Source organism: Burkholderia pyrrocinia, from assembly GCF_022809715.1.
Classification (GTDB): domain Bacteria; phylum Pseudomonadota; class Gammaproteobacteria; order Burkholderiales; family Burkholderiaceae; genus Burkholderia; species Burkholderia pyrrocinia_C.
The window spans coordinates 2,975,174-2,997,297 of sequence record NZ_CP094459.1 but is presented as its reverse complement, the minus strand read 5'-3'; the positions used below and the strand labels follow the sequence as shown (position 1 = coordinate 2,997,297).

General features: G+C 69.7%; 18 protein-coding genes and 1 pseudogene. 12 read left to right on the top strand and 7 right to left on the bottom strand.

All coding sequences use genetic code 11. The features are described from left to right. Positions 1-45: 45 nt before the first annotated feature. Positions 46-507, bottom strand: coding sequence for a Fur family transcriptional regulator (locus tag MRS60_RS13870; protein ID WP_006483754.1), 462 nt, complete (start codon positions 505-507; stop codon positions 46-48). 329 nt (positions 508-836) lie between these two features. On the opposite strand from MRS60_RS13870, the gene MRS60_RS13865 reads away from it, so the two are divergent. Next, complete coding sequence (locus MRS60_RS13865; protein ID WP_034178892.1) at positions 837-1,613, top strand: L-iditol 2-dehydrogenase; 777 nt, start codon at positions 837-839, stop codon at positions 1,611-1,613. Positions 1,614-1,631: 18 nt separating this feature from the next. On the opposite strand, the gene MRS60_RS13860 is transcribed toward MRS60_RS13865, so the two are convergent. Further along, positions 1,632-2,684 carry an RNA-guided endonuclease InsQ/TnpB family protein gene (locus tag MRS60_RS13860; protein ID WP_243564855.1) on the bottom strand — a complete coding sequence of 351 codons (1,053 nt, stop codon included), beginning with the start codon at positions 2,682-2,684 and terminating at the stop codon, positions 1,632-1,634. A 170-nt stretch (positions 2,685-2,854) separates the two neighbouring features. On the opposite strand from MRS60_RS13860, the gene MRS60_RS13855 reads away from it, so the two are divergent. The 7 genes from MRS60_RS13855 (at position 2,855) to MRS60_RS13825 (ending at position 10,320) form a co-directional block, all read left to right on the top strand. Then, the gene (locus MRS60_RS13855) at positions 2,855-3,811 is read left to right on the top strand and encodes a sugar kinase (RefSeq protein ID WP_243564854.1); all 957 of its coding nucleotides are present in this window, start codon (positions 2,855-2,857) and stop codon (positions 3,809-3,811) included. After that, entirely contained in the window at positions 3,799-5,160 is a 1,362-nt protein-coding gene (locus tag MRS60_RS13850) for a D-tagatose-bisphosphate aldolase, class II, non-catalytic subunit (RefSeq protein WP_243564853.1), read from the top strand. The genes MRS60_RS13855 and MRS60_RS13850 overlap by 13 nt, the downstream gene beginning before the upstream one ends. A 61-nt stretch (positions 5,161-5,221) precedes the next feature. Further along, positions 5,222-6,547, top strand: coding sequence for an ABC transporter substrate-binding protein (locus tag MRS60_RS13845; RefSeq protein ID WP_034178888.1), 1,326 nt, complete (start codon positions 5,222-5,224; stop codon positions 6,545-6,547). Between the two features lie 114 nt (positions 6,548-6,661). Continuing rightward, positions 6,662-7,609 (top strand): carbohydrate ABC transporter permease, encoded by a 948-nt coding sequence (locus tag MRS60_RS13840; RefSeq protein WP_105390047.1) that lies wholly within the window; start codon positions 6,662-6,664, stop codon positions 7,607-7,609. After that, complete coding sequence (locus tag MRS60_RS13835) at positions 7,606-8,457, top strand: carbohydrate ABC transporter permease (RefSeq protein ID WP_034178886.1); 852 nt, start codon at positions 7,606-7,608, stop codon at positions 8,455-8,457. The genes MRS60_RS13840 and MRS60_RS13835 overlap by 4 nt, the downstream gene beginning before the upstream one ends. Next, positions 8,454-9,152, top strand: coding sequence for an HAD family hydrolase (locus MRS60_RS13830; RefSeq protein ID WP_034178885.1), 699 nt, complete (start codon positions 8,454-8,456; stop codon positions 9,150-9,152). Before MRS60_RS13835 ends, MRS60_RS13830 begins: the two co-directional genes overlap by 4 nt. 58 nt (positions 9,153-9,210) lie before the next feature. Next, positions 9,211-10,320 carry an ABC transporter ATP-binding protein gene (locus MRS60_RS13825; RefSeq protein WP_243564852.1) on the top strand — a complete coding sequence of 370 codons (1,110 nt, stop codon included), beginning with the start codon at positions 9,211-9,213 and terminating at the stop codon, positions 10,318-10,320. 13 nt (positions 10,321-10,333) lie between these two features. Here MRS60_RS13825 and MRS60_RS13820 read toward each other — a convergent pair whose 3' ends face one another. Further along, complete coding sequence (locus MRS60_RS13820; protein WP_243564851.1) at positions 10,334-11,218, bottom strand: LysR family transcriptional regulator; 885 nt, start codon at positions 11,216-11,218, stop codon at positions 10,334-10,336. Between the two features lie 114 nt (positions 11,219-11,332). Here MRS60_RS13820 and MRS60_RS13815 point away from each other — a divergent pair, with 114 nt between their 5' ends. Both MRS60_RS13815 and MRS60_RS13810 read left to right on the top strand, forming a co-directional pair. Beyond that, the gene (locus MRS60_RS13815) at positions 11,333-12,529 is read left to right on the top strand and encodes a serine hydrolase domain-containing protein (RefSeq protein WP_243564850.1); all 1,197 of its coding nucleotides are present in this window, start codon (positions 11,333-11,335) and stop codon (positions 12,527-12,529) included. Further along, positions 12,526-13,736: pseudogene (locus tag MRS60_RS13810) on the top strand (MFS transporter). The gene MRS60_RS13815 and the pseudogene MRS60_RS13810 overlap by 4 nt, the downstream one beginning before the upstream one ends. Before the next feature lie 16 nt (positions 13,737-13,752). Here MRS60_RS13810 and MRS60_RS13805 read toward each other — a convergent pair. The 4 genes from MRS60_RS13805 to MRS60_RS13790 all read right to left on the bottom strand — a co-directional run bounded on the left by MRS60_RS13805 (position 13,753) and on the right by MRS60_RS13790 (position 18,929). Then, on the bottom strand, positions 13,753-14,709 hold the full coding sequence (locus MRS60_RS13805) for a sugar-binding transcriptional regulator (RefSeq protein WP_034178881.1): 957 nt from the start codon (positions 14,707-14,709) through the stop codon (positions 13,753-13,755). A gap of 122 nt (positions 14,710-14,831) precedes the next feature. After that, positions 14,832-16,313 (bottom strand): xylulokinase, encoded by a 1,482-nt coding sequence (gene xylB / locus MRS60_RS13800; RefSeq protein ID WP_243564849.1) that lies wholly within the window; start codon positions 16,311-16,313, stop codon positions 14,832-14,834. Positions 16,314-16,417: 104 nt separating this feature from the next. After that, complete coding sequence (gene dalD / locus MRS60_RS13795) at positions 16,418-17,827, bottom strand: D-arabinitol 4-dehydrogenase (RefSeq protein WP_243564848.1); 1,410 nt, start codon at positions 17,825-17,827, stop codon at positions 16,418-16,420. A gap of 190 nt (positions 17,828-18,017) precedes the next feature. After that, positions 18,018-18,929 carry a LysR family transcriptional regulator gene (locus MRS60_RS13790; RefSeq protein ID WP_243564847.1) on the bottom strand — a complete coding sequence of 304 codons (912 nt, stop codon included), beginning with the start codon at positions 18,927-18,929 and terminating at the stop codon, positions 18,018-18,020. Between the two features lie 99 nt (positions 18,930-19,028). Here MRS60_RS13790 and mdlC point away from each other — a divergent pair, with 99 nt between their 5' ends. Both mdlC and MRS60_RS13780 read left to right on the top strand, forming a co-directional pair. Next, complete coding sequence (mdlC, locus tag MRS60_RS13785) at positions 19,029-20,636, top strand: benzoylformate decarboxylase (RefSeq protein WP_243564846.1); 1,608 nt, start codon at positions 19,029-19,031, stop codon at positions 20,634-20,636. Positions 20,637-20,665: 29 nt separating this feature from the next. Further along, entirely contained in the window at positions 20,666-22,117 is a 1,452-nt protein-coding gene (locus tag MRS60_RS13780; protein ID WP_243564845.1) for an aldehyde dehydrogenase, read from the top strand. Positions 22,118-22,124 lie beyond the last annotated feature (7 nt).

The window sequence follows — 22,124 nt, the reverse complement described above, 5'->3', positions numbered from 1 at the left end:
AAACTCCTCGTTGGAAAGGCGGCACATGCGCCGCGCGATGCGGCGTCAGCGTTGTGCGGGCTTGCGCTTGCAGTGCCCGCACAGGCCGCTCAGCTCGACGACCTGGTGGTGGACTTCGAAACCGTGCGCGGGCTCGCTCGCGGACAACTGCTTCGCGAGGTCGCCGCCGGGAATCTCGACGGTGTCGCCGCACGAATCGCAGATCAGGAACTGGCCTTCGTGCGGCACGCCGATCTCGCAGCACGCGAAGAACGCGTTCTTCGATTCGATCCGGTGGATGAAACCGTGCTCGACGAGGAAATCCAGCGCGCGATAGACGGTCGTGGGCGGCACGCGGCCGCGCTGCGGTTCGAGCTCGGCGAGCAGGTCGTACGCGCCGATCGGGCGCTGCGCGGCCAGCACGCGTTCGTAGACCTGGCGGCGCAGCGGCGTCCACGCGAGCCCGTGCTCGGCGGCGAATGCGTCGGCCCGGGACAGCCGGGCGTCAATGGGCGATGAGGTAGCCATGGCGTGAAGCAGGCAGGGGAAACAGAGTACGGCGATGATATAACGTATCGCCGCGCCGTGCAGCGCGAATTCCCCGTTCCGTCCACGCTCCGTCCCCTTCATCGCCGATCCGGCCGCACCGCACCGCGCGCGCCGCGCCTTGCCGGGCGTGCGCTGCGGGCCGGTGCGATGCGCCGTTGTGCCGCAGCGCGTCATAGAAAGCCGTCGCGTTGCCTTGACAGCGCGAATCGCGTATCCGATCATTCGATCAACAACAGAGCAATTGATCGGTCGGCGAGCGTTCGCTCACCTCGCGACCGTCGTACAGCAGAACGAACCGGAGACAACCAGTGAGACTGGAAGACAAGGTCGCGATCCTGACGGGCGCCGCAAGCGGCATCGGCGAGGCGGTCGCGCAACGCTATCTGGACGAAGGCGCGCGCTGCGTGCTCGTCGACGTGAAGCCGGCAGGCGGCTCGCTTGCGCGGCTCATCGAAGCGAACCCCGGCCGCGCGGTGGCCGTCACCGCGGACGTCACGCGCCGCGACGACATCGAGCGGATCGTCGCCACCGCCGTCGAGCGCTTCGGCGGTGTCGACATCCTGTTCAACAACGCGGCGCTGTTCGACATGCGCCCGATCCTCGACGAATCGTGGGACGTGTTCGACCGGCTGTTCGCGGTCAACGTGAAAGGGCTGTTCTTCCTGATGCAGGCCGTCGCGCAGCGGATGGTCGAGCAGGGGCGCGGCGGCAAGATCGTCAACATGTCGTCGCAGGCCGGCCGTCGCGGCGAGGCGCTCGTTTCGCACTACTGCGCGACCAAGGCGGCGGTGATCAGCTATACGCAGTCGGCCGCGCTCGCGCTCGCGCCGCACCGGATCAACGTGAACGGGATCGCGCCGGGCGTCGTCGACACGCCGATGTGGGAGCAGGTCGACGCGCTGTTCGCGCGCTACGAGAACCGGCCGCTCGGCGAGAAGAAGCGGCTGGTCGGCGAAGCCGTGCCGCTCGGCCGCATGGGCGTGCCGGGCGACCTGACGGGCGCCGCGCTGTTCCTCGCGTCGGCCGACGCCGATTACATCACCGCCCAGACGCTGAACGTCGACGGCGGCAACTGGATGAGCTGACTTGACGTCCTCCGCCGCCTAAAGGCGGTGGATTCCCACACTTGGCGATGCACGTCCGCATCGGAGAATGTTCAGCGCAGCGTTGGTATCACGATCATGCTCGACACCACAGTCACTGCAGGCCCACTCTCTTACTCGCAGTCCCGCGATACCTTTCGGCCGCGTCGTGCTGTCTTTCGACCCGCACGCCGAACAGGACTGGGTAGAACCGCTTTCGTCCACTTCTTCGAACGTGGCTCCGTGCGCGATCGCTTTATAACGGAGCATGTTTCTGAAAGACGACCAGGATGCGTCGTAGACGCTCTTCGCCATCCTGGTTCTGGCGAGTTTGACGGCAGAGACATTGCCGACCGCGATGTAATCGAACCGCCGCACCAGATCGAGTGCGAGCTTGTGCTGGGAATCGGCGCGGGCATTCGCAACCTTGGCGTGCAGCTTCGCGATATGTCGTTTGTGCTTTCGCGCCCGTTGCGCTTTCGCGAGCTTCTCGGCCGCGCGCCGGCCGAACCGGTCGTTAGGCAGTTTCTCGCCGGTCGAAAGTGTGGCGAAGTCTTTCAGGCCGAGACCGATACCGACGCCGGAACGAATCGGGCGCGCTTGAACATCGGGCATTTCGATCACGATGTTGAGAAACCAGTTGCCCCGCGCATCCTGCGCGAAGTTGGTTCCATCCTTGATCTTGCCTTCGGGAAGCGGCCGACTGTTGAACACGCGGAAGGTGTTGCCGGCGAAACGGAACGCGTCGCCTTCACGCTTCAGGTCGCGCCCTTTCAACGGTACCCATCCGAGCGTTCTCTTGCCGCGATAGCGCAGGTAAGGGCGTCGGTGCTGGCTACGGGATTGTGCGGACTGCAAGCAAGTTGCGTTGATCGTGCCGGAGTGAATGCCAAGCTCCTTGCTGCTGCCGCTCGTCAGTCCATTCAGGTCGAAACCTGTTGGCCACTTCTTGCTCCACATGAGCGCGTGTTTCTGTGTGTCATTGCAGAAGTTCCAGACGTAGTTCACCGCACGACTCTGCTTGTTAAGCAGCCCGTTGAGCGACTTCACCCGGTAGCGGTAGACAAGGATCATGCCAATGATCCTACCCCCTGGACGAAGCGGCCTGTCAAGCGCATACCGTTCCTTCTCGCCGCCGATAATGGTTTGTCGGAGCAACGGATGAAGTGGCATTCATGCTCGCTTGGATGGCCGCTGCCACAGGCTGCGGCCCTTTGCACGCCGGTCTCGGGAGGGCACGCCTGATGGCCGAGATCGTCGTCGCCGGCGAGCTGCTCGCCGAATTCGTTGCCGCCGAGCGCGGCCAGGGCTTCGATACGCCGGGCCTGTTCGCCGGACCGTTCCCGAGCGGCGCGCCCGCGATCTTTGCCGATCAGGCAGCACGGCTCGGCGCGCGCGTCGCGTATGCGGGCTGTGTCGGTCGCGACGCGTTCGGCGACGCGATCGTCGCGCGGCTCGAACGCGACGGCGTCGATGTCGCGCGCATCCGCCGCGTCGCGCGCCCGACCGGCACCGCGTTCGTCGCGTATCGCGACGACGGTTCGCGCAGCTTCGTCTTCAGTCTTTCCACCAGCGCGGCCGCGTGTGTCGATGCATCCGACGTCGATACGGCGATGTTCGACGGCTGCCGCTACTTCCACGTGATGGGCTCGTCGCTGACGAGCGAATCGGCGATCGCGGCGGTCCAGCGCGGCGTGATCGAGGCCGCGCGCGCCGGCGCGAAGGTGTCGTTCGATCCGAACGTGCGCCCCGAGATGCTGAGCTTCCGCCCGATGCGCGCGGCGCTCGACGAGATGCTCGCCGCCTGCCACCTGTTCCTGCCGAGCGAGGCCGACCTGCCGTTCTTCTGCGGGCCGCAGCCGGCCGAGCGCGCGATCGCGGGACTGCTCGCGACGCATCCGCTGCTCGAGCGCGTCGTGCTGAAGCGCGGCGCCGCTGGCAGCGTCGCGTTCGACCGCGCGAGCCGTGCCGAAGCGCCGGCGTTTCCGGTCGATGAAATCGACCCGACCGGCGCCGGCGACTGCTTCGGCGGCACGCTGGTCGCGAGCCTCGTCGCGGGCGTGCCGATCGAGGTCGCGCTGCGCCGCGCGAACGCGGCAGGCGCGATCGCGGTCACGCGGCGCGGCCCGATGGAAGGCAACAGCAGCGCGGCCGAGATCGACCGTTTCCTGACCGAACGAGGTGTGGCATGTCCGGCCTGACGACCATCGCCGAACGCCCGCGCACCGCGCACGCGGATGCCGTGCTGCGGATGATCTTCGACGCGAACCGTGCGGACGCGCAGCGCGGCATCTATTCGATCTGCAGCGCGCACCGGCTGGTGCTGGAGGCCGCGTGCGAAGCCGCGCGCGCGGACGGCTCGCCGCTGTTGATCGAGGCGACCTGCAACCAGGTGAACCATCTCGGCGGCTATACGGGCATGACGCCCGCCGATTTCCGCCGCGACGTCGATGCGATCGCCGCGCGCTGCGGGCTCGCTCCGTCGGCGCTCGTGCTCGGCGGCGACCATCTCGGTCCGAACCCGTGGCGGCACCGCCGCGCGGCCGACGCGATGCGCGAGGCCAGTGCGATGGTCGCCGCGTATGTCGAAGCCGGTTTCGAAAAGATCCACCTCGACGCGAGCATGGCGTGCGCGGACGATCCGGCGCGGCTCGACGACCGCACGATCGCCGCCCGCGCGGCCGAGCTGTGCCGCGTGGCGGAAGACGCGGCGTCGCGCGCCGGTGTCGCGCCCGTCTACGTGATCGGCACCGAGGTGCCGACGCCGGGCGGCGAAGTCAGCGGCAATCCGGGCGATGCGAACGGCGCGGCGATCGCTCGGATCGCGGTTACGCGCAGCGACAGCATCGCGGCGACGCTCGACGCGCACCGCCGCGCGTTCGCGGCGGCCGGGCTCGACGACGCGTGGACGCGCGTCGTCGCGATCGTCGCGCAGCCGGGCGTCGACTTCGACGATCGCCACGTGCTCGACTACGACAGCGCCAAGGCAGCGTCACTCGGCGCGAGTATCCTGCATACACCGCGCCTCGTGTTCGAGGCGCATTCGACCGATTACCAGACCGAGGGCGCGCTCGCCGCGCTCGTGCGCGACCACTTCGCGGTGCTGAAGGTCGGCCCCGCGCTGACGTTCGCGCTGCGCGAGGCGCTGTTCGCATTGACGTTCATCGAGGATGCGCTGATCGACGACGTCGCGCAGCGCTCGCGGCTGCGCGACGTGGTCGATGCCGCGATGCGCGCGCAGCCCGAGCACTGGGCGCCGTACTACCGCGGCGACGAAACCGAGCAGCGGCTCGCGCGCCAGTTCAGCTACAGCGACCGGATTCGCTACTACTGGCTGCAGCCGGCCGTCGCGGCTGCGGTCGAGCAGCTGTTCGGCAACCTCGCGCGGCAGCCGGTGCCCGAGACGCTCGTCGCGCAGTGGCTGCCGGATGTCTACGCGGCGTGCCGCGCGGGCGGGCTCGCGAAGGAGCCGCGCGCGTGGGTGCGCCACCGGATACGCGACGTGATCGCGCACTATGCGCGCGCGTGCGGAATGCAGCGGCCGGCGTGACGGGCCGCGAAGGAAACGACGCAAGACCGACGACACTTCGAACAAACACAGGAGACATGCCATGCAACGAAAGATGCTCGACGCCGCCGCACGCTGCTTCGCCGGAGCCGCGCTCGCGACGGCCGCCTGCGCCGCGTCCGCCGGCACGCTGACGATCGCGACGCTGAACAACCCCGACATGATCGAGCTGAAGAAGCTGTCGCCGGCGTTCGAGAAGGCGAACCCCGACATCAAGCTGAACTGGGTGATCCTCGAGGAAAACGTGCTGCGCCAGCGCGCGACGACCGACATCACGACCGGCAGCGGCCAGTTCGACGTGATGGCGATCGGCACCTACGAGACGCCGCAGTGGGGCAAGCGCGGCTGGCTCGCGCCGATCACGGGCCTGCCCGCCGACTACGACCTGAACGACATCGTGAAGACCGCGCGCGACAGCCTGTCGTACAACGGCCAGCTGTATGCGCTGCCGTTCTACGTCGAAAGCTCGATGACGTTCTACCGCAAGGACCTGTTCGCGGCGAAGGGGCTGAAGATGCCCGACCAGCCGACCTACGACCAGATCGCCGAATTCGCGGACAAGCTCACCGACAAGTCGAAGGGCACCTACGGGATCTGCCTGCGCGGCAAGGCCGGCTGGGGCGAGAACATGGCGTTCGTGTCGACGGTCGTGAACACGTTCGGCGGGCGCTGGTTCGACGAGAACTGGAACGCGCAGCTCACGTCGCCCGAATGGAAGAAGGCGATCACGTTCTACGTGAACCTGCTGAAGAAGGACGGCCCGCCGGGAGCGAGCTCGAACGGCTTCAACGAGAACCTGACGCTGACCGCATCGGGCAAGTGCGCGATGTGGATCGACGCGACGGTCGCGGCCGGGATGCTCTATAACAAGCAGCAGTCGCAGGTCGCCGACAAGATCGGCTTCGCGGCCGCGCCGGTCGCCGCCACGCCGAAGGGCTCGCACTGGCTGTGGGCGTGGGCGCTGGCCGTGCCGAAGACGTCGAAGCAGCAGGACGCCGCGCGCAAGTTCATCGCGTGGGCGACGTCGAAGCAGTACATCGAGATGGTCGGCAAGGACGAGGGCTGGGCGTCGGTGCCGCCGGGCACGCGCGCGTCGACCTATCAGCGCCCCGAGTACAAGGCCGCCGCGCCGTTCTCGGACTTCGTGCTGAAGGCGATCGAGACCGCCGACCCGAACGATCCGTCGCTGAAGAAGGTGCCGTACACGGGCGTGCAGTACGTCGGGATTCCTGAATTCCAGTCGTTCGGCACGGTGGTCGGCCAGTCGATCGCGGGCGCGGTTGCAGGGCAGATGACGGTCGACCAGGCGCTCGCCGCCGGGCAGGCCGCCGCCGACCGCGCGGTACGGCAGGCCGGCTACAAGAAGTAACGCGCAAGCAGTCGCGTGGCCCGCGCCGTGCGCCGTCGCGCGCGGTGCGGGCCGGCGAAGCCGAAAGGCGGGCAGGCCGTTCGCGCCCGCGCATCAACCGGAGGGACCCCGATCATGCGTCACCTGCGTCTTCCCCTGAGCCACGCGCCGTCGGTCGGCGACGCGTCGTTGCCGCCGGGCGCGCCGCGCCGCGCGCGCGGCGGCGCGAGCTGGCTCGTCTCGCCGTCCGTCGCGGTGCTGCTGCTGTGGATGTCGATTCCGCTCGCGATGACGATCTGGTATTCGTTCTCGCGCTACAACCTGCTGAACCCGGACGTGAAGGGTTTCGCGGGGCTCGACAACTACCGCTTCCTCGCGACCGATCCGTCGTTCCTGCCCGCGATCTGGCACACGCTCGTGCTGATCGGCGCGGTGCTCGCGATCACGGTGATCGGCGGCGTGCTGATGGCCGTGCTGTTCGACCGCAAGTTCTACGGGCAGGGCGTGGCACGCCTGCTCGCGATCGCGCCGTTCTTCGTGATGCCGACGGTATCCGCGCTGATCTGGAAGAACATGATCCTGCACCCGGTGTACGGGCTCGTCGCGAACGCGATGCGCGCGTTCGGGATGACGCCGATCGACTGGTTCGCCGATTACCCGCTCACCGCGGTGATCATCATCGTCGCATGGCAGTGGCTGCCGTTCGCGTTCCTGATCCTGTTCACCGCGATCCAGTCGCTCGACCAGGAACAGAAGGAAGCCGCGCGCATCGACGGCGCGGGCCCGATCGCGATGTTCTTCTACATCACGCTGCCGCACCTGAAGCGCGCGATCGCCGTGGTCGTGATGATGGAGACGATCTTCCTGCTGTCGATCTTCGCGGAGATCTACACGACGACCGGCGGCGGCCCCGGCGACGCGACGACCAACCTGTCGTACCTGATCTACGCGCTCGGCCTGCAGCAGTTCGACGTCGGCCTCGCGTCCGCGGGCGGCATCATCGCCGTCGTGGTCGCGAACGTCGTGTCGTTCTTCCTCGTGCGGATGCTCGCGCGCAACCTGAAGGGGGAATACGAAAAATGAGCGACCTGACCTTCGAAGGCCGGCGCGTGCCGGCCGTGTTCGACCTCGTGCGGCGCGCGCTGCCCGGCGCGCTCGCGTGGCTGATCGCGCTGCTGCTGTTCTTCCCGATCTTCTGGATGGCGATCACCGCGTTCAAGACCGAGCAGCAGGCATACGCATCGGCGCTGTTCTTCATGCCGACGCTCGACAGCTTCCGCGAGGTGTTCGCGCGCAGCAACTACTTCTCGTTCGCGTGGAATTCGGTGCTGATCTCGGCGGGCGTCACGGTGATCTCGCTGCTGTTCGCGGTGCCGGCCGCGTATGCGATGGCGTTCTTCCCGAACCGCCGCACGCAGAAGGTGCTGCTGTGGATGCTGTCGACGAAGATGATGCCGTCGGTCGGCGTGCTCGTGCCGATCTACCTGCTGTGGAAGAACGCTGGGCTGCTCGACACGGTGTCGGGCCTCGTGATCGTCTACACGCTGATCAACCTGCCGATCGCGGTGTGGATGACCTTTACCTACTTCAACGAGATCCCGAAGGACATCCTGGAAGCCGGGCGCATCGACGGCGCGTCGACGTGGCAGGAGATCGTCTACCTGCTGATGCCGATGGCGCTGCCGGGGCTTGCTTCGACCGCGCTGCTGCTCGTGATCCTGTCGTGGAACGAGGCGTTCTGGAGCATCAACCTGTCGAGCTCGAACGCGGCGCCGCTGACCGTGTTCATCGCGTCGTACTCGAGCCCCGAGGGGCTGTTCTGGGCGAAGCTGTCCGCGGCGTCGCTGCTCGCGGTCGCGCCGATCCTGATCGTCGGCTGGCTGTCGCAGAAGCAGCTCGTGCGCGGGCTCACGTTCGGAGCGGTCAAGTGAGCGCGGCCGGCCAAGGTGCGAACGTGCTGATCTGCGATTGCGACGGCGTGCTGATCGACAGCGAGGCCGTCGCCGCCGACGTGATCGTGCGCGAGCTCGACATGCGCTGGCCGGGCGTCGATGCGCGTCCGGCCGTGATGCCGCTGCTCGGTCTGCGCATCGAGCGCGTGCTGGCGGGTGCGGGCGACGCCGTCGGACGCACGCTGTCGGCCGGCGACGTCGACGCGATCCGCCGTGCGGTCGAGGCGGCGGCCGTCAATGCGCCGATGGTCGACGGCATCGACGCGGCGCTCGGCGCGATTCAGTTGACGACGGCCTGCGCGAGCAACAGCTACCGTGCATACGTCGAAGCGGCGCTCGCGCGCACGGGCCTCGCGCGCTTCTTCGGCGAACGGCTGTTCTGCGCGGATTCCGTCGCGCGGCCGAAGCCGGCGCCGGACGTGTATCTCGCAGCCGCGCGCACGCTCGGCGTCGCGCCCGCGCAGTGCCTCGTCGTCGAGGACAGCGCGACCGGCATCACCGCGGCGGCCGCGGCCGGCATGACCGTGCTCGGCTTCGTCGGCGGCGGGCATGCGTCGGCCGCGCAGATCGACGCGCTGCGCGGGATCGGCGCGCGTCACGTATTCGACGACATGCACGAGCTGCCCGGCTACGTCGCGCGCTGGCAGGCGACGGGCGCGGTGCTGCCGAACTAGCAACGATTACGCGCCGCATGCGTGAATGCGGCGCATCACGAACGAACGGAGACAGATCATGGCAAGCGTGCTCCTGCGCAATATCGCGAAGCGCTACGACGAAACCGAAGTGCTGCGCAACGTGAACCTCGACATCGCCGACGGCGAATTCGTCGTGTTCGTCGGCCCGAGCGGCTGCGGCAAATCCACGCTGATGCGGATGATCGCGGGCCTCGAGGATATTTCGAGCGGCGACCTGCTGATCGACGGCGCGAAGGTCAACGACGTGCCGAGCGCGAAGCGCGGCATCGCGATGGTGTTCCAGTCGTATGCGCTGTACCCGCACATGACGCTGTACGACAACATGGCGTTCGGCCTCAAGCTCGCGGGTGCGAAGAAGCCCGAGATCGACCAGGCCGTAAAGCAGGCCGCGAAGATCCTGCACATCGATCACCTGCTCGACCGCAAGCCGAAGCAGCTGTCGGGCGGCCAGCGGCAGCGCGTCGCGATCGGCCGCGCGATCACGCGCAAGCCGAAGGTGTTCCTGTTCGACGAGCCGCTGTCGAACCTCGACGCCGCGCTGCGCGTGAAGATGCGGCTGGAGTTCGCGCGGCTGCACGACGAGCTGAAGACGACGATGATCTACGTGACGCACGACCAGGTCGAGGCGATGACGCTCGCCGACAAGATCGTCGTGCTGTCGGGCGGCGCGGTGCAGCAGGTCGGCACGCCGAACGAGCTGTATCACGCGCCGGCGAACCAGTTCGTCGCGGGCTTCATCGGTTCGCCGAAGATGAACTTCCTGAAAGGCACGGTCGAATCGGTCGACGCGGGCGGCGTGCTCGTGCGTTTCGACAGCGGCGAGACTCAGTACGTCGCGGTCGAAGCGGCCGGGCTGCAGCGCGGTGCCGCGGTGACGGTCGGCGTGCGGCCCGAGCACCTGCTGGTGGGCACGGCGGCCACGGGCGTCGCCGCGCGGACGATGGCCGTCGAGTCGCTCGGCGATGCCGCGTATCTGTACGCGGAGTCGGCGGTCGCGCCGGACGGGCTGATCGCGCGGATTCCGCCGCTCGATACGTATCGCACCGGCGAGGCGCTGCACGTACACGCGCAGGCCGAGCACTGCCATCTGTTCGACGAGCACGGGCAGGCGTTCCGCCGGCTCGGCATGCATGCGAAGGCCGCGTGACGGCCGGGATCGGTCAGAAGCGCAGGTTTGCGGCCATGAAGTCGACGAACGCGCGCAGCTTCGGCGTCGGATGGCGGCCCGACGGCCACAGCACGTAGATCGGCGTGCAACTGGAGACGTGTTCGTCGAGCACCGCGCACAGCGTGCCGTCGTCGAGCGCGCCGCGCACGAAGAACTCGGGCAGGCACGCGATGCCGAGCCCGCGCAGCGTGAAGCACAGGCGCGCTTCCGCGCTGTTGCTGACCATCGAGACGGGCACGTCGGGCGGCGTGCCCGAGCGCGGCACGCGCAGCGGCCAGGTTTCGAGCTTGCCGCTGCTCGGAAAGCGGTAGTGCAGGCAGCGGTGCAGCGCGAGATCGGCCGGTGTGCGCGGCGTGCCGTGCCGGGCGAGGTAGTCGGGCGACGCGACGAGGTGCTGGCGGAAATGGCGGAGCAGCCGCGACGACAGCCGTGAATCCGACGGCTGGCCGGTGCGCAGCACCGCGTCGAACCCTTCCTCGACGACGTCGACGAGCCGGTCGCTGAAATCGATATCGAGTTCGATCTCCGGGTACTCGGCCATGAAGTCGGCGAGCACCGGCAGCAGCAGCGTGCCGATCGTCGGCAGGCTCACGCGCAGGCGTCCGCGCGGCGCTTCGGCACTGTGCGTCAGTTCCTGCTCGGCAGCTTCGATCTCGGCGATCACGCGCCGGCACCGTTCGAGAAACCGCGTGCCTTCGGCCGTCAGCGTGATGCTGCGCGTGCTGCGGTGAAACAGCCGTACGTTCAGGCGCGCCTCGAGCCGCGCGATGCGCTTGCCGATCGCCGACGCCGACAGGCCGAGCGCGCGGCCGGCCGCGACGAAACTGCGCGTTTCCGCGACCTGAACGAACACGACGAAACCGCCGAGATTTTCCATGCAAGTTCCTGATTGCGGACACCAGCGTCCGGATTGTCCGGAACTCTAACCCGGTTTTTCTTCTTGCGTCGGCTCCCTACGATGAACGTTCGTTCACTGTTGAGAGGTCACGCCATGTCATCCCTGCCTGTCACCGCATCCCGTGCCGAACCGGACGCCGCGCTGCGCCGCCGGCTCGACGACGCGCTCGATCGCGCGCTCGCCGACGAGCGCATCGTCGGCGCGGTCGTGCTGGTCGCGTGCGACGGCGAGCTGCGCTATGCGCGCGCCGCCGGGCTCGCCGATCGCGAAGCCGGTACGCCGATGCGGGAAGACGCGCTGTTCCGGCTCGCATCGGTCACGAAGCCGGTCGTGACGGCCGCCGCGATGCGGCTGGTCGCGGCGGGGCGCATCGCGCTCGACGAACCCGTCGCGCGCTGGTTGCCCGAATTCCGCCCGGCGCTGCCCGACGGCGCACCCGCCGCGATCACGTTGCGTCATCTGCTGTCGCATACGGCCGGCCTCGGCTACCGCTTCCTCGAAGCCGACGGCGACGGCCCGTATGCGCGTGCCGGCGTGTCCGACGGGATGGACCGCGCGGGCATTTCGCTCGCGGAGAACGTGCGGCGCATCGCGGGCGTGCCGCTGCGGTTCGCGCCCGGCACGTCGTGGGACTATTCGCTCGCGACCGACGTGGTCGGCGCGCTGATCGAGGCGGTCGACGGCCGGCCGCTCGCCGAGGCGGTAGCCGCGCTCGTCACGACGCCGCTCGGGATGACCGACACCGCGTTCGTCGCGCACGACGCCGCGCGCGTCGCGACGCCATACGTGAGCACGACGGGCGCGCCGCGCCGGATGGCGGACACCGATCTCGTGCCTGTGTACGACGGCACGATCGGCATCCGCTTCGAACCGGCGCGCGTGTTCGATCGCGATGCGTGGCCGTCGGGCGGCGCGGGGATGGTCGGCACCGCGCGCGATTGCGTGTCGCTGCTCGACGCGCTGCGCACCGGCCGCGACGGCTGGCTCGAGCGCGCATGGATCGACGAGATGGCGCGCATCCAGCCGGGCGCGCACGAACTGCAGGATGCGCCCGGTTTCGGCTTCGGGCTCGGCTTTTCGGTGCTGCACGATCCGGTGGCCGCGCAGTCGCCGGAGTCGGTCGGCACGTGGCGCTGGGGCGGCGCGTACGGGCATGCGTGGTTCGTCGACCGAACGGCCGGGCTGACGGTCGTCGCACTGACCAATACGCTGTACGAGGGCATGCACGGGCGGATCGTGACCGACGTGCGCGATGCGGTCTACGGTGTCGATATCGGGAGCGCGGCATGAGCGACTGCACGTCGATCGACGACGAGGTTTCCGTCGGGCCGGTGCAGGCGCGCGAGCGCCTGCCGGTCGCGAACCTGCTGGCGCTCGCGACGGCCGCCTTCATCACGATCCTCACCGAGGCATTGCCGGCCGGCCTGTTGCCGCTGATGAGCGCCGACCTGCGCGTGCCCGACGCGCTGATCGGCCAGCTCGTGACCGTGTATGCGCTCGGCTCGATCGTCGCGGCGATACCGCTCGTCGCCGCGACTCGCGCGATGCGCCGGCGCCGCCTGCTGCTTGCGGCGCTGGCCGGCTTCGTCGTGTCGAATGCGCTGACCGCCGCATCGCCGTACTACGCGCTCACGCTCGCTGCGCGCTTCGTCGCGGGCATGTCGGCCGGGCTGCTGTGGGCGCTGCTGGCCGGTTATGCGAGCCGGATGGTCGACGCGTCGCTGCGCGGCCGCGCGATCGCGGTCGCGATGCTCGGCGCGCCGGTCGCGATGTCGATCGGCATTCCGGCCGGCACCGCGCTGGGCGCGTCGCTCGGCTGGCGCGTCGCGTTCGCGTTGATCACGCTCGCGGCGCTCGGGCTGATCGGCTGGATCCGCTGGCGCGTGCCCGATTACCCGGGGCAGCAGGCCGGCGCGCGCGAACCGGTGCTCGGCGTGATGACGCTGCCCGGCGTGCGGCCGGTGCTGACCGTGATGTTCGCGTACGTGCTTGCGCACAACATGCTGTACACGTACGTCGCGCCGTTTCTCGCGGGCGTGCGGATGGGGGCGCAGGTCGATGTGGTGCTGCTGGTGTTCGGCATCGCGTCGCTGGTCGGCATCGCGCTGACGGGCGCGTGGATCGGTGCCGCGCAACGGCGCCTGACGCTCGCCAGTATCGCGCTGTTCGCGCTCGCGGCGGCGATGCTCGGCGCCGGCTCGGGGATGGCGATCGTCTATGCCGGCGTCGCGCTGTGGGGCTCGCGTTCGGCGGCGCGCCGACGCTGTTCCAGACGGCTGCCGCGAACGCGGCGGGGGAGTCGGCCGACGTCGCGCAGTCGATGCTCGTGACGGTGTGGAATCTCGCGATCGCCGGTGGCGGCATCGCGGGCGGGATGCTGCTCGGCGCAACCGGCGCCGGCGCGATTCCGTGGGTGCTCGTGGCGTTGCTGGCGGCCGCGTGGATCGGCGCGTGGCGCGCGCGCCGGCATGCGTTTCCGGCGCCGCGGGCCGCGTGAGCGCCCGGCTGCGGCATCAGTCTGCGTTCGCGTCGAGCGCCGCCCGCGCGCACGTCTCGTCGGTGACGAGCCCCGACACCCAGCCGCCGCGCAGCGCGGCGATTACCGCGTCGCGTTTCTTCGGGCCGCCCGCGAACGCGATCGTCGGGCGTTTCGGCGGCGCGGCGAGCGACACGCTCGTCACGCGCGCGCTGGTCGACACGTCGATCATCTTGCCGTGCGCGTCGATCGGCATGCCGAGCAGTTCCGCCACCGCGCCGAGCGAGGTCATCTCGTCGCGCTCCTGTTCGGTGATGAAGCCGTCTTCGTACAGCGGGCAGTGCGGGCCGGTGTTGCCGATCCCGACGAACGCGACGTCGGCCTTGCCCGACAGTGCTTCGACGATCCGGTACAGCCGGTGGTTGCACCACTGCGCGCGCTCGGCCGCGCTGTCGGCGAACAGCGGCGCGGGCAGCAGGAAGTGCTTGCTGCCGGTTTTCTCGGAGATGTACTGCGCGACGTCGTAGCGGTTCGACGAGCCGTCGGCCGCGATCGCGCCGACCATCGACACGAGCCGATGCTGCGGGCGGTCGATCTGCGCGATCTGCGCGACCGCGGCCTTCAGCGTCCGGCCGCTGCTGACGGCGATCACCATCGGCCGCGTCTCGCCCAGGTAGCGCTCCATCACCTGCGCGCCGGCGACCGCGAGCTTGCGGTCGATCGCTTCGGGCGCATCGGCATCGACGGGCACGACTTCGCACATCGCAAGGCCGTAGCGTTTCGACAACTGCGCGCCGAGATCGAGGCAGTCGGCGAGCTGGTGGTCGACGCGCACGCGGATCAGGTTCTTCTCGACCGCGAACGCGACGAGGCGCTGCGCGACCGGGCGCGACACCTGCAGCTTTTCGGCGATTTCGTTCTGCGTGTCGCCCGCGACGTAATAGAGCCACGCGGCACGCGTGGCGAGATCGAGTTTTTCTGAGGACTTGGACACGATAGCGATTCGATTCGGAGCTGGGGGGCCGCCCGCGGACCGGCCGGCGGACCGCGCGACGGCATCCACTGTACCGCATGTCGTGCGCGCGGCCGACGGCCGCAAGCACGCCGCGGCGGCGCTTACGCGAGCCGCGTGCGCGACGGTTCGTACAGCGGCCGCACGTGGCGGTACAGCGCGCGGAACGCGTCGAGGCGTTCGCGCAGCAACGCATGGCGGGCCGCGTCCGGCGCGAATTCGGCGCGCACCGGCGGCTTGGTCAGCACCGTCTGCGGATCGCCGCCGACGGCCAGCCAGCCGAGCCGCGCCGCGCCGAGCGCCGCGCCCGTTTCGCCGCCGCCGATCTGGCGCGTGCGCACGTTCAGCGCATCGGCGATCAGTTGCGCCCAGAACGCGCTGCGCGCGCCACCGCCGATCAGCGACAGCTGGTCGGTTTCGACGCCGGCCGCATGCAGCGCGTCGAGGCCGTCGGCGAGGCCGAGCGTCACGCCTTCGAGCACCGCGTAGCCGAGATGCGCGCGTTCGGTTGCATGCGTCATCCCGAAGAACACGCCTTGCGCATACGGATCGTTGTGCGGCGTCCGTTCGCCGGACAGGTAGGGCAGGAACAGCGGCGCCGTCGCAAGCGCGTCGGCGTCGAGCGCCTCGACTTCGGCGAGCAGCGCGGGCTCGTCGGTGCCCGTCAGCTTGCAGACCCAGCGCAGGCAGCTCGCGGCCGACAGCACGACGCTCATCAATTGCCAGCGATCGGGAATCGCATGGCAGAACGCATGCACGGCCGACGCGGGATTCGGCATGAAGCGGTCGCCGACCACGCTCAGCACGCCCGACGTGCCGAGCGACACGAAGCCGTCGCCCGCGTGGATCGCGCCGATGCCGAGCGCGCTCGTCGCGTTGTCGCCGCCGCCGCCGGCCACCACGACGGCCTCCGACAGCCCGAGCTCGCGCGCGACATCGGCGCGCAGCGTGCCGGACGGCGCGTTGCCTTCGACGATGCGCGGCATCTGGTCGCGCGTCATCCCGCATGCGGCGAGCAGCGCGTCGGACCAGTCGCGCCGCGCGACATCGAGCCACAGCGTGCCGGCCGCGTCCGACGGATCGGACACCTTCGCGCCGGTGAGCCGGAACCGCAGGTAGTCCTTCGGCATCAGCACGCACGCGGTCGCCGCGAACACGTCGGGTTCGTGCTTCGCTACCCAAAGCAGTTTCGGCGCGGTGAAACCCGGCATCGCGAGATTGCCGGCGAGGGCGTGGAGATCGGGCGCGCGTTCGGTGAGCAGCGCGCATTCGTCGGCGCTGCGCATGTCGTTCCACAGGATCGCGGGGCGCAGCACGCGGTCGTCGCGGCCGAGCAGCACGGCGCCGTGCATCTGGCCCGACAGGCCGATGCCGCGCACCTGCGCGAACGCTTGCGGATGCCGTTCGCGCAGCGCCGCGAGCGCGGCGAGCGTGCCTTGCCACCAGTCGTCCGGATGCTGTTCGGCCCAGCGCGGATGCGGCCGCGACACGGTGAACGGCGAGCCGGCGGTGCCGACGACCGCACCGTCCGGGGCGAGCAGCAGCACCTTCACTTCCGAGGTGCCGAGGTCGATGCCGAGATACATGAGCGATCCGTTCCGTCAGAGAGGAGCCGCTACTTTAGCCGTGCCGCACGGCATGTGCCAAGCGGGTTTGCCCGGCCGCGCGGCCGGGCGCCGGCTGTCGCGCGTCAGCGCTGCGCGAGCCATGCGTCGACGCGGGCGAGCGCGGCGCGCAGCGCCTCGAACAGCGCCGCATTGCCGGCGAGCGAGCCCCACAGCGGGCGGTTCGCGCACAGCGCGACGACGGGATCGTCGGCTTCCGGATGGCCGGCCCCGACGATCGCGCGGGCAGCGGCTTCGTCCATCACGCCGTCCTGGTACGCGTACGGCAGCGTGCCGCGCGCCCAGCGTTCGAGAAAGCGCAGGAACAGCGCGGGCAGCACGGCGGTGGCGACCGGCGCCGCGCCGCGCGCGAACGATTCGACGAGCGTCGGCGCGATGAAGCCGGGGATCTTCGAGAAGCCGTCGGCCGCGACGCGCTGGTTCGTGTCGAGCACGTACGGGTTGCCGAAGCGTTCGAGCACGACGTCGCGATAGCGCGCGAGATCGAGCGGGCTCGGGGTCAGGCAAGGGATTACGTCCTGCGTCACGTAGTCGTGCGCGAAGCGGCGGATCGCCGCGTCGTGCGTGCCTTCGTGGATATACGTGTAGCCCGCGAGCGTGCCGGCCCACGCGATGCAGCTGTGCGTCGCGTTGAGGATGCGGATCTTCGCTTCCTCGTACGGGTGCACGTCGTCGACGAGCTCCGCGCCGGCCAGCTCCCAGCGCGGCCGGCCGGCCGCGAAGCGGTCCTCGATCACCCACTGGATGAACGATTCGCCCATCACCGGGCAAGCGTCGTCGATGCCGGTCGCCGCCAGCACGCGTTCGCGCACGTCGGCGGTCGGGCGCGGCGTGATGCGGTCGACCATCGCGCTCGGCGTCGCGACGTTCGCGTCGAACCACGCGAGCAGGTCGGCTGCGCCGCGCCGTTCGAGAAATTCGCGCATGCCGGCGCGAAAGCGCGCGCCGTTGTTGCGCAGGTTGTCGCAACTTTGCAGCGTGAGCGGGCCCGCACCGCGCTGCATGCGTTCGGCGAGCAGCGCCGCGAGCGCGCCGTACAGCGTCGTGCGCGCGCCCTGCAGGTCGGCCGCGAGATCGGCGTTCGCGACGTCGAGCCGGTTGTGTTCGTCGAGGTAGTAGCCGCCTTCGGTGACGGTAAACGACACGATCCGGCAGGCCGGATCGGCGCCGGCGTCGATCAGCGCGGCGAGGTCGATCGACCAGGGCAGCACGCGCGTGATCGCGCGGATCGTCTCGTACGCGCGCTCGCCTTGCGGCGTGACGGTTTCGAGCGTGTATTCGCCGTGCTGCGCGGCAAGCGCGTCCATCGTCGCGCGCATGTCGTCGCGGATGTTGCCGACGGTCAGCGACCAGCGTTCGTCGGCCGGCACGGCCGCGTTCACGCGATGCAGATACCACGCCTGGTGCGCGCGGTGAAACGAGCCTGCGCCGATGTGCAGCAGCACGGGCGCGCGGGCGGAGGGCGATTCGCTCATCCGGTGTCTCCTGTTCGTGCCAGTCTTTCCTGTCGACTAGATCATTTGCTCTTCCTGTGAGCGAATGATCGTATTCGGGCGAGCGAAAGTCAAGGCGGGGAGACGGCATTTCGATGGTGCGCTGCGGCGGCGTGCGGGCGTGCGGGCGTGCGGGAAGGGGCGCGAACAGGCGGCCAGCCGGGAACGGGCGTCAGCGCCCTTCGCGCGTGAGCGCGACGAGTTCGTCGAGCAGCTTGCCGGCCGGCCCCGGCAGGATCCCGTGGCGGCGTCGGAACGCGGTGAGCGTGCGCACCGCGACGACCTCGCGCACCGGCAGCGTGTCGATCGTGCCGGCCGCCTGCTCGGCGCCGTACATCGGCTCGGCCATCCAGCTCAGGAAACCGGCATGCGCGACGAGGCTCTTCAGCGTCGTGACCGAGCGCGTCTCGACCGCGATGTCGGGCAGTGCGAGCCCGTGTGCGTCGAAGGTCGCGCGCATGTGGTCGAACGGTGCGGTGCCGCGCGGCGGAATCGCCCAGCGTGCGTGCAGCGTATCGGCGAGCGTCGGCGCGCGGCCGAGCGCGCGCAGCGGATGGTGCGGCGCCGCAACGATATGGCTGCGATCTTCCCAGCGGCACTCGGGAATCGCGACGATCTCGTCGGTGTCGGGCCCGTGCGCGGACAGCGCGAGATCGATCTCGTGCTTGTTCAATCCGTCGGCGAGCCGGTCCCACACGCCTTCGAGGATCTCGACGCGCAGGTTCGGCCAGCGGTCGAGCACGCGGCCGACCGCGACCGGCAGCACGAGGCTCGCGATGCTGCCCACCGTGCCGACCTTGATCGTCCCCTTCGCGAATCCGCGCATCGCGTCGAGTTCCTCGCGTGCGTGCTCGGCCTCGTGCTGCAGCAGCGTCGCGTGCGGCAGCAGCGCGTCGCCGAACGCGGTGAGCTGCACGCCCTTCGAATGGCGCTCGAACAGCGGCGCGCCGACCTGTTCCTCGAGCCGCTTCAGGATCCGGCTCAGTGCCGGCTGCGTCACATGCAGCGCGTCGGCCGCGCGGCCGAGGCTGCCGCACGCGACGATCGTCGTGAAGGCGCGCAATTGTCGGAGATCGAAAGTCATGTTGGAACGTAATGGCTTTTTGCAGAAAATACAGTATCCGAGAATGGCTTGCGCTTCGATACTGTGGAAACCGCCAAGCCATCGAGGAGACGCCCGAGCATGTCCGGCCATCAGCCCCCATCCGCCGCATCGATCACCGTTCGCGATGCGGTCATCGACCTGCTTCGCCAGTTCGGCATCGACCGTGTGTTCGGCAATCCCGGCTCGACCGAGCTGCCGATGTTCCGCGACTTCCCCGCCGATTTCCGCTATGTGCTCGGCCTGCACGAGGCCGTCGTGGTCGGGATGGCCGACGGCCATGCGCAGGCCACCGGTAATGCGGCGGTCGTCAACCTGCATTCGGCGGCGGGCGTCGGCAATGCGATGGGCAATCTCTTTACCGCGTTCAGGAACCGCACGCCGCTGGTCGTCACCGCGGGCCAGCAGGCGCGCGCGATCTTGCCGTTCGATCCGTTCCTCGGTTCGACACAGGCCGCCGAGCTGCCGAAGCCGTACGTGAAATGGAGCATCGAACCCGCACGCGCGCAGGACGTGCCGGCCGCGATCGCGCGTGCGTACCGCATCGCGATGCAGGAGCCGCGCGGGCCCGTGTTCGTGTCGATCCCGGTCGACGACTGGGACCAGCCGGCCGAGCTGCTGCCGCGGCGCGACGTCAGCAGCGTCGTGCGGCCCGATCCCGATGCGCTCGCGCGGCTCGGCGACGCGCTCGACGCCGCGCGGCGCCCCGCGTTCGTGGTCGGCGCGGCCGTCGATCGCGCCGGTGCGTGGGACGACGTCGTGCGGCTCGCGGAGCGGCACCGTGCGCGCGTGTACGTCGCGCCGATGTCGGGGCGCTGCAGCTTCCCCGAGGACCATCCGCTGTTCGCCGGCTTCCTGCCCGCGATCCGCGAGAAGATCGTCGCGCGGCTCGACGGGCACGATCTCGTGTTCGCGTTCGGCGCGCCTGCATTTACCTACCACATCGAAGGCTTCGGCCCGCACGTGCCGCCGGGTGCGGCACTCGTGCAGCTCGTCGACGATCCGGGCGTCGCCGCGTGGACGCCGGAGGGCGATGCGGTCGTCGGCAACCTGCGGCTCGCGGCGCGCGACCTGCTGGCGCGACCGGCGCCGCCCGAGCGGCCGATGCCCGCGCCGCGGCCGCCGCGCGCACGCGTCGACGCACCGGCCGCCGGCGAGCGCATGTCGGCCGCGTTCGCGCTGCAGACGCTCGCCGACGTGCGTGACGCGCAGGACATCGTCGTCGAGGAAGCGCCGAGCGCGCGGCCCGTGATGCAGGAACACCTGCCGTTCACGCGCAGCGGCACGTTCTACACGATGGACAGCGGCGGGCTCGGCTACGGGATGCCGGCGGCCGTCGGCGTCGCGCTCGCGCAGCCGGGCCGGCGCGTGATCGCGCTGATCGGCGACGGGTCGAGCCTGTATTCGATTCAGGCACTGTGGAGTGCCGCGCAGCTGAAGCTGCCGATCACGTTCGTGATCCTGAACAACCGGCGCTACGCGGCGCTGCAGGATTTCGCGCCGGTGTTCGGCTTCGGCCCCGGCGATCCCGTGCAGGGCACCGATCTGCCCGACCTGGATTTCGTCGCGCTCGCCGAAGGGATGGGCTGCCGCGGCGTGCGCGTCGCCGATGCAGCGCGCCTGCGCGACACGCTGACCGACGCGCTGCAGGCCGCGACGCCGGTCGTCGTCGAAGTCGAGATTGCCTGACGCGCAACGCGCGTCTTTCCGGAGACTCCATGCAAACCGTATCGATGCTGATCGGCGGCGAACGCCGCCATTCATCCAGCGGCGCGACCTTCGTGCGCCGCAACCCGCTCGACGGCGAAATCGCGTCCGAGGCGCCCGCGTGCACCGTCGACGATGCGCGTGCGGCGGCCGACGCGGCCGCGCGCGCCTTTCCCGAATGGGCCGCGCTCGGCCCCGGTGCGCGCCGCGCGCTGCTGCTGAAGGCGGCCGCCGCGCTCGAAGCGATGCATGAGCAGTTCGTCACTGCGATGGCGGCGGAGACGGGCGCATCCGCGCTGTGGGCCGGCTTCAACGTGCACCTTGCCGCGAGCGGGCTCGTCGAGGCCGCGTCGCTGACCACGCAGGTCGGCGGCGAACTGATTCCGTCCGACGTGCCCGGCTCGCTCGCGATGGGCGTGCGGCAGCCGGCCGGCGTGGTGCTCGGCATCGCGCCGTGGAACGCGCCGGTGATCCTCGCGACGCGCGCGCTCGCGCTGCCGCTCGCATGCGGCAACACGGTCGTGCTGAAGGGCTCGGAGCTGTGTCCCGTCACGCACGGGCTGATCGTCGAGGCGCTGCAGGAGGCTGGATTGCCGCCGGGCGTCGTCAACTTCGTGACGAATGCGCCCGACGATGCGGGCGCCGTCGTCGACGCATTGATCGCGCATCCGGCCGTGCGCCGCGTGAATTTCACCGGCTCGACGCGCGTCGGCAGGATCGTCGCCGAAGCGTGCGCGCGCCACCTGAAGCCGTCGGTGCTGGAGCTTGGCGGCAAGGCGCCGTTCGTCGTGCTCGACGATGCCGATCTCGACGCGGCGGTCGCGGCGGCCGCGTTCGGCGCGTTCGCGAATTCCGGGCAGATCTGCATGTCGACCGAGCGGATCATCGTCGACGCGTCGATCGCCGATGCGTTCGTCGCGAAGCTCGCCGACAAGGCCGCGTCGCTGCCGCTCGGCGATCCGCGCAACGGCCCCGTCGTGCTCGGCTCGCTGATCGACATGAAGGCCGTCGAGCGCTGCAACGCACTGATCGACGATGCGCTCGCGCACGGCGCGACACTGCTGTGCGGCGGCAAGGCCGACAGCACGCTGTTCCCGGCGACGCTGCTCGATCGCGTGACGCCGGCGATGCGCATCTATGCCGAGGAATCGTTCGGCCCGGTGAAGGGCATCGTGCGCGTCGACGGCGAGGCGGCGGCGATCCGCTGCGCGAACGACAACGCGTTCGGGCTGTCGTCGGCCGTGTTCAGCCGCGACGTCGCGCGCGCGATGCGCGTTGCGGCACGCATCGAATCGGGCATCTGTCATGTGAACGGCCCGACCGTGCACGACGAGGCGCAGATGCCGTTCGGCGGCGTGAAGGACAGCGGCTTCGGCCACTTTGGCGGCAAGGCCGGCATCGCGGCGTTCACGGATCTGCGCTGGATCACCGTGCAGACCGCGCCGCGCCACTATCCGTTCTGACGAGGCC

What these genes read in the sequence shown, in the direction of transcription:
- MRS60_RS13870 (WP_006483754.1), bottom strand. Translation starts at nt 507, where the DNA reads ATGGCTACCTCATCGCCCATTGACGCCCGGCTGTCCCGGGCCGACGCA.
- MRS60_RS13860 (WP_243564855.1), bottom strand. Translation starts at nt 2,684, where the DNA reads ATGATCCTTGTCTACCGCTACCGGGTGAAGTCGCTCAACGGGCTGCTT.
- MRS60_RS13855 (WP_243564854.1), top strand. Translation starts at nt 2,855, where the DNA reads ATGGCCGAGATCGTCGTCGCCGGCGAGCTGCTCGCCGAATTCGTTGCC.
- MRS60_RS13850 (WP_243564853.1), top strand. Translation starts at nt 3,799, where the DNA reads ATGTCCGGCCTGACGACCATCGCCGAACGCCCGCGCACCGCGCACGCG.
- MRS60_RS13845 (WP_034178888.1), top strand. Translation starts at nt 5,222, where the DNA reads ATGCAACGAAAGATGCTCGACGCCGCCGCACGCTGCTTCGCCGGAGCC.
- MRS60_RS13840 (WP_105390047.1), top strand. Translation starts at nt 6,662, where the DNA reads ATGCGTCACCTGCGTCTTCCCCTGAGCCACGCGCCGTCGGTCGGCGAC.
- MRS60_RS13835 (WP_034178886.1), top strand. Translation starts at nt 7,606, where the DNA reads ATGAGCGACCTGACCTTCGAAGGCCGGCGCGTGCCGGCCGTGTTCGAC.
- MRS60_RS13825 (WP_243564852.1), top strand. Translation starts at nt 9,211, where the DNA reads ATGGCAAGCGTGCTCCTGCGCAATATCGCGAAGCGCTACGACGAAACC.
- MRS60_RS13820 (WP_243564851.1), bottom strand. Translation starts at nt 11,218, where the DNA reads ATGGAAAATCTCGGCGGTTTCGTCGTGTTCGTTCAGGTCGCGGAAACG.
- MRS60_RS13815 (WP_243564850.1), top strand. Translation starts at nt 11,333, where the DNA reads ATGTCATCCCTGCCTGTCACCGCATCCCGTGCCGAACCGGACGCCGCG.
- xylB (WP_243564849.1), bottom strand. Translation starts at nt 16,313, where the DNA reads ATGTATCTCGGCATCGACCTCGGCACCTCGGAAGTGAAGGTGCTGCTG.
- dalD (WP_243564848.1), bottom strand. Translation starts at nt 17,827, where the DNA reads ATGAGCGAATCGCCCTCCGCCCGCGCGCCCGTGCTGCTGCACATCGGC.
- MRS60_RS13790 (WP_243564847.1), bottom strand. Translation starts at nt 18,929, where the DNA reads ATGACTTTCGATCTCCGACAATTGCGCGCCTTCACGACGATCGTCGCG.
- mdlC (WP_243564846.1), top strand. Translation starts at nt 19,029, where the DNA reads ATGTCCGGCCATCAGCCCCCATCCGCCGCATCGATCACCGTTCGCGAT.
- MRS60_RS13780 (WP_243564845.1), top strand. Translation starts at nt 20,666, where the DNA reads ATGCAAACCGTATCGATGCTGATCGGCGGCGAACGCCGCCATTCATCC.